Origin of the sequence: Bacillus sp. EKM420B, assembly GCF_011065565.1 — a bacterium.
Lineage (GTDB): Bacteria > Bacillota > Bacilli > Bacillales > Bacillaceae > Bacillus > Bacillus velezensis.
In genome coordinates, this window is the sequence record NZ_JAAMNX010000001.1 from 223,156 (window position 1) to 239,025 (window position 15,870).

Sequence of the window (15,870 nt, forward strand, 5' to 3'; positions counted from 1 at the left end):
AGAGGTGGGCTTTAGATGAAAGGCTATTTAGTATTGGAAGACGGAACATCATTCGGCGGTGAACTTGAAAAAGAGGCCCGCTGTGTTGGCGAAGCTGTTTTTTTCACCGGAATGACGGGCTATCAGGAAGTGCTTACAGACCCGTCATATAAGGGGCAGATTATCGTCTTTACGTATCCGCTGATCGGAAACTACGGAATTAATGAAAAAGACCTTGAAAGTAAAATTCCTCAAGTCAAGGCTGTTGCCGTCTATGAAGCGTGTGAACATTTTTCTCACCATGAAGCAGTCTCAAGCTTGAGAGAGTATTTAAATAAATGGAACGTCCCGCTCTTAACCGAAGTGGATACACGGGCCGTCGTCAAAACCATCCGCTCCGGCGGCACGATGAACGCTGCCGTGTCAACAACAGGAGAAATTCCCGCAGCATCCGGAACACAAAACCCGGCGGAGCTGGCGCAGTCTGAAGACATCACTTCAATGGGGAACGGAGACCGGCATATTGGGCTGATTGATTTCGGTTATAAAAAATCAATCGCCTCGTCACTTGTAAAGCGCGGCTGTAAAGTAACGGTCATTCCATATCAGCAGATGGATGCCGTTTATGACATTCAGCCTGACGGAATTGTGCTCTCAAACGGCCCGGGCGACCCGAAAGCGATTGCGCCGTACATGAACCGGATTACATCTTTACTCAGTGATTTCCCCGCACTCGGCATTTGCCTCGGGCATCAGCTGATTGCCCTGGCTTTCGGAGGAAATACGTATAAGCTGCCGTTCGGCCACAGGGGTGCCAACCATCCCGTCATTGACCGGAAAACGAAACGGGTGTTTATGACAAGCCAGAACCACAGCTATGTCGTCGATGAAGCGTCAATTGACGAAAACGAGCTGTCCATCAGATTTCACCATGTCAATGATACATCAGTGGAAGGGCTCATTCATAAGCGCCTTCCCGTATTAAGCGTCCAGTTCCACCCTGAAGCTCATCCCGGTCCGGCTGAGAGCGAGTGGATATTTGATGAATTTCTAGAGAAAGTGATACCAGCAAGGAGAGAAATCGCTCATGCCTAAAGATACAACCATTTCCAGCATATTAGTCATCGGCTCCGGCCCCATCATCATCGGCCAGGCGGCAGAATTTGATTATTCAGGAACGCAGGGCTGCATGGCTCTGAAAGAAGAAGGATACCGCGTTATTCTAGTCAATAACAACCCGGCAACGATTATGACGGATGAGGCGTTTGCCGATGAAATATATTTTGAACCGCTCACAACCGACAGCATCGAGGCCATTATTGAAAAAGAAAAACCCGACGGTCTGCTTGCCAATTTGGGCGGCCAGACGGCATTGAATTTAGCCGTTAAACTTGAAGAAGCAGGCGTGCTGAAGAAGCATCAAGTCAAGCTCTTAGGAACATCGGTGGAAACCATTCAAAAAGGCGAAGACCGGGAGCAGTTCCGCGCCCTGATGAAAGAGCTCGACCAGCCCGTTCCGGAAAGCGAAATCGTCGACAACGAAGAAGACGCCCTCCGCTTCGCTGAGTCTATCGGATTTCCGGTTATTCTGAGACCGGCGTACACGTTAGGCGGAAAAGGAGGCGGAATCACGAAAACGAAAGAAGCGTTTCAGACGCTTATTAAACAGGCGCTGTTAGCAAGCCCGATCAGCCAATGCCTCGTCGAAAAAAGCATTGCCGGATTTAAAGAAATCGAATATGAGGTCATGCGCGACAGCAATCATACATGCATCACCGTCTGCAATATGGAAAACATCGATCCCGTCGGCGTGCATACAGGAGACTCTATCGTCGTCGCACCGTCCCAGACGTTAACGGATGAAGAATATCAGATGCTGCGTTCCGCAAGCCTGGCGATTATTTCGGCGCTGGATGTGGTCGGCGGCTGCAACATTCAATTTGCGCTGGATCCGTTCAGCAAACAGTACTATGTCATTGAAGTGAACCCGCGTGTCAGCCGTTCATCGGCCCTCGCGTCAAAAGCAACCGGCTACCCGATTGCCAAAATGGCGGCGAAACTTGCCGTCGGCTATACGCTCGACGAACTGAAAAATCCGCTGACGGGCTCTACTTATGCAAGCTTTGAACCGGCGCTTGATTATGTCATCGTCAAATTCCCGCGCTGGCCGTTTGATAAATTTAAACATGCCGACCGCACGCTCGGAACGAAGATGAAAGCGACGGGAGAGGTCATGGCGATCGAAAGAAATATGGAAGCGGCCATTCAAAAAGCGGCGGCCTCCCTTGAACTGAAAACGATCGGCACCCGCCTGCCTGAACTCGGCGGCTGTACGATCAATCAGCTGTGGGAATTAGCGGTAACGCCGGATGACCGGAGATTTTTCGTCGTCATGGAACTGTTAAGCCGCGGTGAAACGATAGAAGATATCCATGCCAAAACGAAAATTGACCCGTTTTTTCTCCATGTATTCCGAAATATCATCACATTGGAAAACAAGCTGATGGAAGAAGGGGATCATCTGTCTGTCCCGCTTTTAAAGCAGGCGAAGGTAAAAGGCTTCACGGATGTCATGATCGCATCTCTCACGGGAAAAACGGAAGAAGACATCCGTGCTCTCAGAAAGAAATCAGGCATCGTCCCGTCGTTTAAAATCGTAGATACATGCGCCGCTGAATTTGATGCCAAGACGAATTATTTCTACTCCACCTACCTTGGGGAAAGCGACGGAGATGTCAGCCGAAAAGAGAAAAAACGCGCCCTCATCATCGGCTCAGGCCCGATCCGCATCGGTCAGGGAGTGGAATTTGATTACAGCGCCGTCCACGGCGTCCTGACCCTGCAAAAGCTGGGGTATGAAACGATTATGATCAATAACAATCCGGAAACAGTAAGCACGGATTATGAAATCGCCGACCGGCTTTACTTTGAACCGCTGACGACAGAATATATTTTAAATGTGGCGGAACATGAAAACATTGATTTTGCCATCGTCCAGTTTGGGGGACAGACCGCGATCAATGCCGCTGAACCGCTGGAAAAAGCGGGCATTCCGCTGCTCGGAACATCCTTTGAAACCCTTGATGCGCTGGAGGATCGGGATCTGTTTTATCAGCTGCTTGATGATCTTGGCCTCAAACATGCCAAAGGCGAAACGGCTTATTCAAAAGAAGAAGCAACGGAAAAAGCAAGCAGGATCGGCTACCCCGTGCTGATCCGTCCGTCTTATGTCATCGGGGGGATGGGCATGATCATCGTTCATTCAGAAGCGCAAATGTCAGAACTGCTGGGAAAAGAAGCGGGCATGCCGTACCCGATTTTGATCGATCAGTACATTACAGGAAAAGAATTGGAGATCGATCTGATTTCCGACGGACATGAAGTATTCGTGCCGACTTACACAGAGCACATTGAACGGGCCGGCGTCCATTCGGGCGACAGTTTTGCGATTCTTCCGGGGCCGTCTGTCACACCTGATATGCAGCGGAATATAAAAGAGGCCGCCGAAAAAATCGCGGTAAAACTGGCTTTTAAAGGCATTATGAACATTCAGTTTGTCATTGATGACAAAGGGGATATTCTCGTTCTTGAAGTGAATCCGCGGGCAAGCCGCACGGTTCCTGTCGTGTCTAAGGTGATGGGGGTGCCGATGATCCCGCTTGCCGCCAGATTGCTGGCCGGCGCTTCCCTTAAAGATATCAAGCCCGAGGTTCAAAATCAGCACGGAACTGCAGTGAAATTCCCGGTTTTTTCTTCTCACGCCATTCAGGATGTGGACGTAAAGCCCGGGCCGGAAATGAAGTCGACCGGAGAAGGCATGTGTGTCGCGTTTGACGCAGAAAGCGCACTGAAAAAAATCTACGCGCACGTCTGGGAGAAAAAAGGCAGCATCTATCTGGAAGGCTGTGATGCGGAATTGGAACGTCAGGCTCAAGAGGCGGGATTTACCGTATGCAAAGATGCGTTCCCGGCATGGGCAGAGCGAAAGGATAAAGCGGTCCATATTAATTTCAATCACTCTGAAGAAGCGCGTAAACAACGGATCGAAGCCATGACGCACGGTGTGACGGTCTTTACTGAACCGGAAACCGTAAAGGCATTTTTAGCAAGCGGCTCCGGCAAACCTCAGCCTGTTTCGCTCAAAGATCTTTATCAAAAGGAAGTGGCATCATGCACACAATAAAAGCGGAACACACATTAACCCATTTGTACGGCAAAGATTTTCTTTCATTAAAAGATGTCAGCCCGTCAGACATCAATGCGCTTTTGACAGAAGCTTCATTATTAAAACAACATCCGATACAGCCGATTTTCCAAGGGAAAACATTGGCGATGATTTTTGAAAAATCTTCAACCCGCACACGTGTGTCTTTTGAAGCGGGAATGGCCCAGCTCGGAGGAACGGGACTATTTCTTTCAAGCAGCGACCTGCAGCTTGGGCGGGGGGAGACGGTCGCGGATACGGCGAAGGTGCTGTCCGGCTTCGTTGATGCCATTATGATCCGCACCTTTGAGCATGAAAAAGTCGAAGAGCTTGCCGAGCATGCAGACATTCCCGTCATAAACGGGCTGACCGACCGGTATCACCCGTGTCAGGCACTCGCGGATCTGTTAACGATACAAGAAATAAAAGGAAAATTAAAAGGAGTAAAAGCCGCCTATATCGGTGACGGAAATAATGTCGCGCATTCACTTATGATCGGCTGCGCAAAAATGGGCTGTGACATTGCGGTTGCTTCGCCGAAAGGCTATGAAGCAGAGGAAGAGGCAGTGAATGCCGCGAGAGAAGCGGCGGCTGTTTCCGGAGCGAAAATCACCCTTACCGAAAATCCGCAGGAAGCGGTGCGGGATGCAGACGTGATTTACTCCGACGTCTTCACGAGCATGGGGCAGGAGGAAGAGACGCAGCAGCGGCTGAATGTGTTTGCACCGTATCAAGTCAACGCCTCACTCGTCAGTCTCGCCAAACCCGACTATACATTTTTGCATTGCCTGCCGGCGCATCGGGAAGAAGAGGTCACGTCCGAGATTATCGACGGCCCGAACTCTGCGGTATTCCAGCAGGCGGAAAACCGGCTTCACGCGCAAAAAGCGCTCCTGAAAGCTCTTCTTTACAAACAGGATGAACAAAAAAACCGCTGAATCTCATTCAGCGGTTTTTGATATTTCTCCGCATACAAGCGCATACTACATAAAAAAGAAAAAGGAGGAAATGACGTGGGACAGCAGCATCAATTCCGACCGGGACAAAAAGCGCCGAATAACGGTGTGTACGTTGAAATCGGCGAAACGGGAAGCATGGTCAAAAACCCGCAAAAAATCAAGCTTACGGTGGGAGAAATGTTCCCTGAAACTTCAAACCACAACAGATTGTGGACGTACCAACGAAAACCGTGAACACAAAAAAACCTGCTGAATAGCAGGTTTTTTTATTTAATGCTGGTTTGCATCCTGTTTGACAGGCATGATCTCCGCAAGAACAAAGACTAGCACCGCAATAACCACGGCAATAACGGATGATTGCTTGAAATTGTACGCCGCGCTGTTCATGGAGGCGATCAAATAACAGGCCATATGTGTTAAAAGGAACGTCCAAATAAAACCGATAACTAACCGCACGTTTCCACCTCGTCCTTCATTTTATTCTACGTTGTATCATACCATACATAAAGCGCGGGCGGAAGGTCATTTTCTCATCAAAAAGCGCGCCTGAAACTGACATGTGCCCGCCTGTCCGGCCGTCTGACGGAAAATTCGGTTCCCGTGCTTGGGATAATAGCCAAAACATAGCAGCAAATAGGAGTTTATCCGATCCGTTTTCATTCTTCTTACATATGATAGCCAATAGAGAGATTAGGAGTAAAAGGAGGCGGGCAGGCATGGGGATAACGGAAAGATTTTTCCAATTCGGATCTGAGCTGAACGTCATCCATCTGCCGTATCGGCCGAACGGCTTCTGTGTCTTTATTCTGGGGGACAGAACCCACTTTGTCAGCCGGGACTCAAGCTTTTGGCTCGAACATGAAGGGAGAAACCGGCTGTTAAATACGCTGCTTGACAGAGGGTACACCATTTTCAACAGCAATTTATACGGACGGCATTGGGGTTCGGAAAAAGCCGCCCTTTACGCCAGGCAGCTGATTCATTATGTGCTGAAACAAGAAACCCTCAATCCGAAAATACATTTGCTCGCAGAAGGCATGGGCGCCCTCATCGCCGATCAATTGCTGCAGTCTTCACCGGAGCATATCCGTTCAGCCGCAATGTTAGATCCTTGTCTTGATCTTCAAGCCCATTTTGAATCAGAGAAAGAAAATAAGTTTTTTTATAAGCAGTTTCTGAGGGAAACGGCACAAAGCTTCGGTGTTTCTGAAAAAGAGGCAAGCTCACTGAGCTATCAGACCATTACCGGCTGCCGCACCCGCGTGCCGGTACATATATGGCAAAGAACGACCGGAGCGCCGTACCCGTACACCCTGCATGCGAACGCGTATAAAGAAGCCCGGGAAAAGACCGGAAGCAAGACTGATATCACGTATCACCTGCTTGAGAACCCTGCACGTATTTACAGAGCCATCTGCCGGTTTTTCCGCAGTCATGAAAAAGACCTGTAATGAATAGAATACAACAGCCATCTCTTTTCAGAGGGCTGTTTGGCTTGTGTGTGAATGAAAAACCGGAAAGGCGGCAGATGTGATGAAAACAGCGCTGATCATTGGAGCAGATGAATTTCTCGGCCTTTCATTGTGCGAACGGTTGATGGATGAGGGTGTGCACGTTGATGTCATTTTGGCAGAACCGGAGGATAAAACGAGGCAGCTGTATTTAGAAGAACGTTTAATGTGGCTCGCGAGAAACGGGCTTTTTCAAATAATAGATGAAATAGGTGAAAAGGAATACGATCGTATCTGCGTTCAATACGGGAGCGGGTGTCTGCCCGAAGAAAGGGCTGAGCCTTTATATTGGATTGTTTACAGTGAGGATCAAGGAGACTGGGAAAAAAACGGTCAGCGGGATACGGCAAAAGCGATTATCCTTCCTCCCCTTTACGGTCCGTGGACGGAAGAAAAAGAAGATGGCGAAAGCAGGATCTTTTTAGAAGACGCGGTCTGCGGGCTGATGAATAAGCTTGAGGCTGACGGCACAGAAGACGAAAATCAGATTATTACCCTGGAAATAAAAGAAAAAACGCAAAAAACAGAAGCGGAAGAAAAAATTAAAGAATGGAAAAGACAATTTTCATCAATATTCGACATTTTTTAAGAAATACCTTCCATGTTATGTGCATTACCGCTACAATAAACGTATATCAATTATATATGTTATGAGTTTGAAAAGGGGTTGAACATGGCTTGATCACCAGGCTTGTCATGATCTTTTCTGTCCTCCTTTTATTGAGCGGATGCGCACAAACTCCGTTTAAAGGAAAAATTGAGAAGGTCGGAATGCTTTTTCCCGATACCATCAGTGACTTGGTATGGGGCACAAAAGGTTACAAAGGTTTATTAGCGATACAATCTGAATTTAACGTTGACGTTTATTATAAAGAAAATATCAGATCCGATGAAGATATTTTAAAAGCGATAGATGATTTTCATAAAAAAGGAGTCAATCTTTTATACGGGCACGGAAATGAATACGAGGAAATCTTCAATATGATCAGCAAGGATTATCCCGACATGGAATTCGTCGTCGCAAACGGAACGGCGAAAAGCGATAATGTCACAAGCGTTCACCTTATGGGAGAAGCAATGGGCTTTTTCGGGGGAATGACGGCCGCCCATATGTCAAAAACCAATGAGGTAGGTGTCATCGCCTCCTTTCTGTGGCAGCCTGAAGTAGACGGCTTTATCAAAGGGGCGAAATATGAAAAGCCTGATATCACCGTCAATACTGAATTTACGGACCACTGGGATAACGGCAATGAAGCGCTGCATCTTTACGAGAAGTTAAAAGCGGAAGGCACGGATGTTGTATATCCGGCCGGAGACGGGTATAATGTTCCTGTCATTCAGCAAATCAAAAAAGACGGGCTTTACGCCATCGGCTATGTCGCCGAGCAATCGAATCTCGGCAAAAACACGGTGCTGACAAGCACGGTGCAAAACGTAGATAAAGCCTATACATTAATTGCCGAGCAATATAATAAAGGTACGCTCAAGAGCGGAGATCACGACTTTGATTTCAGGGAAGGAGTCGTTGAAATGGGGACGTTCAGCCCGCTGGTGGACAAAGCGTTTCAAGACAAAATCTCAGACCTTGTAAAAACGTATAACCAAACAAATGAACTGCCGTCAAATGAATAGAGGTGGATACACATGCAGCATGAAAAGTCTCTTGAATTTATGCAGATCGCGATGAAATACCTGCCGGAAGCAAAGGCGGAGCTTGAGAAATCCGGCATAGATCTGTCTATGGAAATGATTCAGCCGTTTATGGACCTGTTTACATCGGTCATGGCGGAAGCGTATGAGCTTGGCAGATCTGATGCCGGGGAGCTGAATAAATAAAGAGAGCCACTTTTTCATGAAGTGGCTTTTCACATGATTTTTTTCTTTATGGCGGACACCATCGGCGCAAAGTCTTTAAATACGGGCTTTAATTGATCCAGGGAGTTCATGATGGACCCCAGCTGATTCAACACGTGGTTGTAATCGATCTCTTCTTCGTTTTCAGCCTGAGGCTGCTCCGGGTTTTCTTCCGGTTCTTTATCCCGGTCTCTGGAATCGCCGAACATCATTTTGGAGAAAATATCCATAGTGAAGCCTCCTTTCGTCTTCCTTTTATTCTATGAGGAGCAGCGTCCGATAGTTTAGACGAATATATTGCCAACAGAAAAAAAATAGGGTAGAATTAGTACCTGATACTAATAATTGATCATAACTAATTAGTTTTAAATTCATTATAAAAAAGGAGTCTTTCCAATGAAAGCTGGAATTCTTGGCGTCGGCCGTTACATCCCGGAAAAAGTGCTGACAAATCATGATCTTGAACAAATGGTAGATACATCGGACGAGTGGATTCGTACGAGAACAGGTATAGAAGAAAGAAGAATCGCCGCGGAAGATATGTATTCATCCGGCATGGCCGCCGAGGCTGCTCAAAAAGCGCTTGATCAGGCCGGCATTTCCGCTGAGGAGCTTGATATGATCCTCGTGGCGACGGTTACTCCTGACCAGTCTTTCCCGACCGTTTCCTGTATGATACAAGAGAAGCTCGGGGCCAAAAAAGCGTGCGCGATGGATATCAGCGCCGCATGTGCGGGTTTTATGTACGGTATCGTAACCGCCAAACAATTCATTGAATCGCAAACATACAAACATGTCCTCGTGGTCGGCGTGGAAAAGCTCTCAAGCATTACCGACTGGGACGACCGTAATACGGCTGTGCTGTTCGGAGACGGAGCCGGAGCGGCGGTCATCGGACCGGTCAGCGACGACAGAGGCATACTGTCATTTGAGCTCGGAGCAGACGGTACAGGCGGTCAGCACTTGTACTTAGATGAAAAAGGGCATACAATCATGCATGGAAGAGAAGTATTCAAATTCGCCGTCCGGCAAATGGGTGAATCGAGTGTAAATGTTATTGAAAAAGCCGGCCTCTCCAAAGAGGACGTAGACTTTTTGATTCCGCATCAGGCAAACATCCGCATCATGGAAGCGGCACGGGAACGTTTGGAGCTTCCGGTTGAAAAGATGTCTAAAACAGTCCATAAATATGGAAACACATCCGCAGCATCCATTCCGATTTCATTAGTAGAGGAACTGGAAGCAGGCAAAATTAAAGACGGCGACGTCATCGTCATGGTCGGTTTCGGCGGAGGATTGACATGGGGCGCCATAGCAATACGCTGGGGACGATAAAAAAAGGTGAGGTGCACACAAGATGAGTAAAAAAAGAGTAGTCGTTACAGGGCTTGGAGCCCTGTCTCCGCTTGGAAACGACGCCGAAACAAGCTGGAAAAACGCAATCGGCGGCGTATCCGGAATCGGACCGATCACACGTGTGGAATCGGACGAGTATCCGGCGAAAGTAGCTGCTGAACTGAAAGATTTCAATATTGAAAATCACATGGATAAAAAAGAAGCGCGAAAAATGGACCGCTTCACGCAATATGCAGTCGTAGCCGCGAAAATGGCCGTTCAAGATGCCGGTCTGAACATCACAGACGAGATCGCGCCGAGAGTCGGCGTTTGGGTCGGATCCGGAATCGGCGGTCTTGAAACGCTTGAATCCCAATTCGAAATCTTCCTGACAAAAGGGCCGAGAAGGGTCAGCCCGTTCTTTGTTCCGATGATGATCCCGGATATGGCGACAGGCCAAATCTCAATCGCTCTCGGAGCAAAAGGAGTCAACTCCTGTACGGTGACGGCATGTGCGACGGGAACGAACTCTATCGGTGACGCGTTTAAAGTCATTCAGCGCGGCGATGCCGATGCGATGATTACGGGCGGAACGGAAGCGCCGCTGACAAGAATGTCATTTGCGGGCTTCAGCGCAAACAAAGCCCTTTCTACAAATCCTGATCCGAAAACGGCAAGCCGCCCGTTTGATAAAAACCGTGACGGCTTTGTCATGGGAGAAGGCGCGGGGATCGTCGTGCTTGAAGAGCTTGAGCATGCCCTTGCCCGCGGTGCGAAAATCTACGGGGAAATTGTCGGCTACGGCTCAACGGGTGACGCCTACCACATTACCGCGCCTGCCCAAGACGGGGAAGGCGGTGCGAGAGCGATGCAGGAAGCAATCAAAGATGCGGGCATCAAGCCTGAAGAAATTGATTACATCAACGCTCACGGCACAAGCACGTACTACAATGATAAATACGAGACAAAAGCCATTAAGACCGTTTTCGGTGATCATGCGTACAAGCTTGCCGTCAGTTCGACAAAATCAATGACGGGTCATTTGTTAGGCGCTGCCGGAGGAATTGAAGCAATCTTCTCCGTCATGGCAATTAAAGACGGCATTATCCCGCCGACGATTAACATTGAAACACCTGATGAAGAGTGTGATTTAGATTATGTACCGGACAAAGCGCGCGAGCAGGATGTCAACATCGTCCTCAGCAACTCGCTCGGCTTCGGCGGACATAATGCCACTTTGATCTTTAAAAAATATCAATAATACAGTTTTTGACCGGCTGCCTGAAAAAGGTGGCCGGTTTTTTTGTGCGTGCATATGATAACAACAAGAGGAGGCGAACCGGTATGAGCGTCAAGCAGACATATCAATGGATGGAAAAGGCGGCATCCGTAAATGACCTGGCCCCGCATCTTTTGCCGCTTTTTTCAGGGGCCGATAAGAAAGAGTGGAAGCCGATACTCGGGATGCTGCAAAACCACGGCATGTTCCGCCATCTGAAGGACGGTGTTAGGACCAGTAAACGGCTGAAAGAAAAAGGATGCTACAGCCATATTCAAAAGGAGGAAGTCTATTTAAAGGAGAAGTGGAACGGGCCGGACGTGCCGATCGTAGTTTTGCCCGTCGATGAACGAAACCGGAAAATCCGTCAGGAATTCGGATCAAAATCCGGTCTGGCCTTTCGGGACAAAATGTTCCTCTTTCTATCGTCGGATAGTTCCAATTCAGCTGTATCCGCCCTTATGACACATGAATATAATCACGTCTGCCGGTTAGAACATGTGACAAAGGACGAAAAAGATGAGACATTTCTTGATACAATCATGATGGAGGGGCTGGCAGAATATGCTGTATATGAGCGGTTCGGCTCAAGTCTTACGGCGGAATGGACGTCCTACTATACGCCTGAGCAGCTTGATTTTCTGTTTGAAAAAAGAGTCAAGCCGAACCTCCGCTTAACGAGAGACAGCAGAATGTTTTCCCAGCTGTTATACGGAAAAGGATACTTCCCCTCAATGCTCGGCTATGCCGTCGGATTCAATATAGTAAAAAAATATTTAACCGATCATCAAAAAACAGTAAAAGAAGCATTGGCCATCCCTTCCAAAACCTTTCTGGAGGCAACGCTTTAATAGATTAAAAGAATGGAAATTATTTGAGGATATTACATTTATCCTAAAAAATTCTTGCTTTTGTAATAATGATGTAATAATATACAACTATAAAATTTTTCGACTATTCTATATTTTGTGATAGCGAAACGTATGTTTCCCTCTGCTTCAGCGGAATGAGAAAGGGGCGTATCATGAGCACACTATTAGAAGTGAATAATTTAAAGACCTATTTTTTCAGAAAGAAACAGCCGATCCCCGCAGTCGACGGGGTTGATTTTCACATTAACAAAGGCGAAACCGTCGCTCTTGTAGGAGAATCCGGCTCGGGCAAAAGCATCACCTCGCTTTCTATTATGGGACTTGTCCAAGGCTCGGGCGGAAAAATTATGGACGGCTCGATTAAGCTGGAAGGCAGGGACCTGGCCTCCTTCACCGAAAACGAATATTGCAAAATCCGCGGAAATGACGTCTCTATGATCTTTCAGGAGCCCATGACTTCCCTGAATCCGGTGCTGACCATCGGCGAACAAATTACCGAAGTGCTCGAATACCATAAAAAAATGAATAAAAGAGAAGCGGCTAAAAAAGCCGTCGAGCTTCTAGAACTCGTCGGATTCTCCAGAGCGGAACAAGTAATGAAAGAATATCCGCACCGTCTTTCCGGAGGGATGAGACAGAGGGTGATGATCGCCATTGCGCTCAGCTGCAATCCGAAGCTTCTGATCGCTGATGAGCCGACGACGGCGCTTGATGTGACGATACAAGCCCAAGTATTGGAGCTGATGAAAGACCTCTGCAAAAAATTCGATACTTCCATTCTGCTGATCACTCACGATTTAGGTGTGGTTTCCGAAGCCGCCGACAGGGTGATCGTTATGTATTGCGGACAAGTCGTAGAGAGTGCGAGTGTGGAGGACTTATTTTTAAACCCTCTTCATCCGTATACCGAAGGGCTGTTAAACTCCATACCGGTGATAGATGGAGAGATTGATACATTAAAAGCGATCAAAGGCAGTGTCCCGACACCGGATAATCTTCCGGAAGGCTGCCGATTCGCCCCGAGGTGTTCAAAAGCGATGGACAAATGCAAAACAGGGCAGCCGGAGCTGATAACGCATGAAAGCGGCCGTTCTGTAAGATGTTTTTTATATGAGGAAGAGGGTGCCCAATCAAAATGACAGCTGCAGGCCAAGAAACGATTTTAGAGCTGAAAGACGTAAAAAAATATTTCCCGATCCGCTCCGGTTTTTTTCAAAGGAAAGTCGGTGATATAAAGGCTGTTGACGGCGTTTCTTTTTCACTGAAGCGCGGGGAGACGCTCGGCATCGTCGGTGAATCAGGATGCGGCAAATCAACGGCGGGAAGGACGATGATCCGTTTATACAAGCCGACAGACGGCCGGATTCTTTTTAAGGGTCAGGATATCTCCGGCTTATCTGAAGAAAAGCTGAGAAAAAGCATCCGCAAAAACATCCAGATGGTCTTCCAAGATCCCTTCGCATCCCTTAACCCGAGGAAAACGCTGCGTTCCATTATTAAAGAGCCGTTCCAGACTCACCATATGTACAGCATGAGCGAGCGGAACGAGCGAGTGGAGGAGCTGCTGGCGAAAGTCGGCCTTCACCCGAGCTTTGCAAACCGCTATCCGCACGAATTTTCCGGAGGACAGCGCCAGCGGATCGGGATTGCGCGGGCTCTGACGTTGAATCCCGAGCTGATTATTGCGGATGAACCCGTTTCCGCACTCGATGTCTCCATTCAGGCCCAAGTCATCAATCTGATGGAAGAACTGCAGGATGAATTCAACCTGACCTATTTGTTTATTTCTCATGATTTGAGTGTTGTCCGCCATATCAGCGACAGAGTCGGCGTCATGTATCTGGGAAAAATGATGGAGCTGACCGATAAACACGAGCTGTACGGCAATCCGCTTCACCCTTATACGCAAGCGCTTTTGTCTTCAGTGCCCGTCACGAGAAAAAAAGACGCCGTCAAGCGGGAACGAATCATCCTGAAAGGAGAACTGCCAAGCCCGGCAAACCCGCCGAAAGGCTGCGTGTTCCATACGCGGTGCCCGATGGCCAAACCGATCTGCAAAGAACAAGTCCCGGCATTTGAAGAAGCCGCTCCCGGCCATTATGTCGCCTGCCATTTATATGCCTGAAATGACAAGCATCGAGAGGGGGTCTGCCGGATTACATAACCAGTTTGCTGCATATATATCACAAAGGGGGAATTGATATGAAATTACGTAAAAGCGCACTGATGATGCTAAGTGTTTTTATGGCGCTCGCCATCTTCCTGTCAGCCTGCTCCGGCTCAAAATCCACAAGCACCGAATCCAAACCGGCAGGAAAACCGCAAAAAGGCGGAGATTTGGTTGTCGGGTCAACCGGGGAACCCACACTTTTTAATCCACTTTATTCTACCGATGTTGCAAGTTCTGATATTGAAGGCATGATTTACAGCACATTATTGGAAACGGATGAGAAATTAAACGTCAAGCCGTCGCTGGCTGAAAAAGTAACAGAAGCTGACGGGGGATTAACGTATGATGTAAAACTGAAAAAAGGCGTTAAATTCCATGATGGAAAAGAGCTGACGGCCGATGATGTTGTTTTCACCTACAGCATCCCTCTTAACAAGGATTACAACGGTGAGCGTGGCTCGGGTTTTGAGTCCCTTAAATCCGTAACGAAAAAAGGAAAATATGAAATTCAGTTTAAAATGAAGAAAAAAGATGCCTATTTCTATAATGTCGTTCTCGACAGTTACGGCATTTTGCCAAAACATATATTGGGTAAGGTGCCGGTTGCAGATCTGGGAGAGAATGAATTTAACCGTAAAAATCCAATCGGCTCCGGTCCGTTTAAGTTTGTTGAGTGGAAAAAAGGCGAGTATGTCAAACTGGAAGCAAATGATGATTACTTTGGCGGCAGACCTTACCTTGATACAGTGACAGTCAAAACAATTCCTGATTCTAACGCGGCTGTGGCCCAGTTAAAAGCGGGAGATATTGATTTCTTCGTTGTGCCGGGCACAGATTTTGATACGGTTAAAACGTTTGGAAACGTGAAGGTCAAATCTGATCTTGGCTTAAACTACAGCTATATCGGCTGGAATGAGAAAAAAGAGCTTTTTAAGGACAAAAAAGTGCGTCAGGCATTGACTTACGCTCTTGACAGGCAGGCAATGGTGGATCAAGTGCTGAACGGAGACGGTAAGGTAGCGGATGTTCCTGAGAGTCCGCTGTCATGGAATTATCCGAAGTCTAAAGTGCCGACATTTGATTATAATCCGAAAAAAGCAAAGCAGCTGCTAAAAGAAGCCGGATGGGAAGACCATGACGGTGACGGCTACCTTGATAAAGACGGAAAAAAATTCTCATTTGAAATTAAAACGAATCAAGGCAATAAAATTCGTGAAGATTTAGCTGTTGTCGTTCAGCAGCAATTAAAAGAAGTGGGAATCGAGGCTAAACCGCGAATTGTTGAATTCAGCGCGTTAATCGAACAGACAAGTGCCCCTAATTGGGATTATGACGCTCTTCTTCTCGGATGGAGTCTTGCAACGTTCCCGGATCAATTCTCTATCTTCCATTCAAGCCAATCGAAAAACGGGCTGAATAATATCTGGTATAAAAACCCGAAAGTCGATAAGCTGCTTGAAGAAGCGAAGACAATTACAGACAGAAAAGAATATCAAAAGAAATATGAAGAGATATACAAATTGATTGCTGAAGATCAGCCGTACAGCTTCTTATTCTATTACAATTACCACAGAGCGATGCCGAATAATTTACAAGGCTATGTATTCCACCCTAAAAATGACTTGTACAATATTGAAAAATGGTGGCTGGATCAAAAATAGCAAAAGCCCTGGAGAGGGAAGGAGGTTCCTTTCCTCTCTTATCCTA

At 47.4% G+C, this 15,870-nt stretch carries 16 protein-coding genes; 14 read left to right on the forward strand and 2 right to left on the reverse strand.

Going from position 1 to position 15,870, the window contains the following annotated elements; translation table 11 throughout:
* Positions 1-15 precede the first annotated feature (15 nt).
* The 4 genes from G9F48_RS01200 (at position 16) to G9F48_RS01215 (ending at position 5,376) form a co-directional block, all read left to right on the forward strand.
* On the forward strand, positions 16-1,074 hold the full coding sequence (locus G9F48_RS01200) for a carbamoyl phosphate synthase small subunit (protein WP_165408899.1): 1,059 nt from the start codon (positions 16-18) through the stop codon (positions 1,072-1,074).
* The gene (locus G9F48_RS01205; protein WP_165408900.1) at positions 1,067-4,162 is read left to right on the forward strand and encodes a carbamoyl phosphate synthase large subunit; all 3,096 of its coding nucleotides are present in this window, start codon (positions 1,067-1,069) and stop codon (positions 4,160-4,162) included. The genes G9F48_RS01200 and G9F48_RS01205 overlap by 8 nt, the downstream gene beginning before the upstream one ends.
* A complete protein-coding gene (gene argF, locus G9F48_RS01210; protein WP_165408901.1) occupies positions 4,150-5,121 on the forward strand; it encodes an ornithine carbamoyltransferase in 972 nt (323 codons plus the stop codon). Before G9F48_RS01205 ends, argF begins: the two co-directional genes overlap by 13 nt.
* A gap of 75 nt (positions 5,122-5,196) precedes the next feature.
* On the forward strand, positions 5,197-5,376 hold the full coding sequence (locus G9F48_RS01215; RefSeq protein WP_003155070.1) for a YjzC family protein: 180 nt from the start codon (positions 5,197-5,199) through the stop codon (positions 5,374-5,376).
* Between the two features lie 36 nt (positions 5,377-5,412).
* On the opposite strand, the gene G9F48_RS01220 is transcribed toward G9F48_RS01215, so the two are convergent.
* A complete protein-coding gene (locus tag G9F48_RS01220; RefSeq protein WP_032874447.1) occupies positions 5,413-5,598 on the reverse strand; it encodes a YjzD family protein in 186 nt (61 codons plus the stop codon).
* 260 nt (positions 5,599-5,858) lie between these two features.
* Between G9F48_RS01220 and G9F48_RS01225 the strand changes: the two genes are divergently transcribed.
* The 4 genes from G9F48_RS01225 (at position 5,859) to G9F48_RS01240 (ending at position 8,489) form a co-directional block, all read left to right on the forward strand.
* Positions 5,859-6,593: a hypothetical protein gene (locus tag G9F48_RS01225; protein ID WP_070081619.1), complete on the forward strand. Its 735-nt coding sequence runs from the start codon at positions 5,859-5,861 to the stop codon at positions 6,591-6,593.
* An 82-nt stretch (positions 6,594-6,675) separates the two neighbouring features.
* A complete protein-coding gene (locus G9F48_RS01230; protein WP_070081620.1) occupies positions 6,676-7,242 on the forward strand; it encodes a hypothetical protein in 567 nt (188 codons plus the stop codon).
* Positions 7,243-7,331: 89 nt separating this feature from the next.
* Positions 7,332-8,285 (forward strand): BMP family ABC transporter substrate-binding protein, encoded by a 954-nt coding sequence (locus G9F48_RS01235; protein WP_070081621.1) that lies wholly within the window; start codon positions 7,332-7,334, stop codon positions 8,283-8,285.
* A gap of 12 nt (positions 8,286-8,297) precedes the next feature.
* Positions 8,298-8,489, forward strand: coding sequence for a ComZ family protein (locus G9F48_RS01240; RefSeq protein WP_003155061.1), 192 nt, complete (start codon positions 8,298-8,300; stop codon positions 8,487-8,489).
* A gap of 29 nt (positions 8,490-8,518) precedes the next feature.
* Here G9F48_RS01240 and G9F48_RS01245 read toward each other — a convergent pair whose 3' ends face one another.
* On the reverse strand, positions 8,519-8,737 hold the full coding sequence (locus G9F48_RS01245) for a hypothetical protein (RefSeq protein WP_003155059.1): 219 nt from the start codon (positions 8,735-8,737) through the stop codon (positions 8,519-8,521).
* A 166-nt stretch (positions 8,738-8,903) separates the two neighbouring features.
* On the opposite strand from G9F48_RS01245, the gene G9F48_RS01250 reads away from it, so the two are divergent.
* The 6 genes from G9F48_RS01250 to G9F48_RS01275 all read left to right on the forward strand — a co-directional run bounded on the left by G9F48_RS01250 (position 8,904) and on the right by G9F48_RS01275 (position 15,824).
* Positions 8,904-9,842, forward strand: a complete 939-nt coding sequence (locus tag G9F48_RS01250) for a beta-ketoacyl-ACP synthase III (protein WP_007409122.1) — start codon at positions 8,904-8,906, stop codon at positions 9,840-9,842.
* 22 nt (positions 9,843-9,864) lie between these two features.
* A complete protein-coding gene (gene fabF, locus G9F48_RS01255; protein WP_003155056.1) occupies positions 9,865-11,103 on the forward strand; it encodes a beta-ketoacyl-ACP synthase II in 1,239 nt (412 codons plus the stop codon).
* A gap of 83 nt (positions 11,104-11,186) precedes the next feature.
* Complete coding sequence (locus G9F48_RS01260) at positions 11,187-11,972, forward strand: DUF2268 domain-containing protein (protein WP_121984160.1); 786 nt, start codon at positions 11,187-11,189, stop codon at positions 11,970-11,972.
* A gap of 173 nt (positions 11,973-12,145) precedes the next feature.
* The gene (locus G9F48_RS01265; RefSeq protein WP_029325950.1) at positions 12,146-13,132 is read left to right on the forward strand and encodes an ABC transporter ATP-binding protein; all 987 of its coding nucleotides are present in this window, start codon (positions 12,146-12,148) and stop codon (positions 13,130-13,132) included.
* Complete coding sequence (locus tag G9F48_RS01270) at positions 13,129-14,118, forward strand: ABC transporter ATP-binding protein (RefSeq protein WP_165408902.1); 990 nt, start codon at positions 13,129-13,131, stop codon at positions 14,116-14,118. Before G9F48_RS01265 ends, G9F48_RS01270 begins: the two co-directional genes overlap by 4 nt.
* 77 nt (positions 14,119-14,195) lie before the next feature.
* Positions 14,196-15,824 (forward strand): peptide-binding protein, encoded by a 1,629-nt coding sequence (locus G9F48_RS01275; protein ID WP_003155052.1) that lies wholly within the window; start codon positions 14,196-14,198, stop codon positions 15,822-15,824.
* The last annotated feature ends 46 nt before the right edge of the window (positions 15,825-15,870 follow it).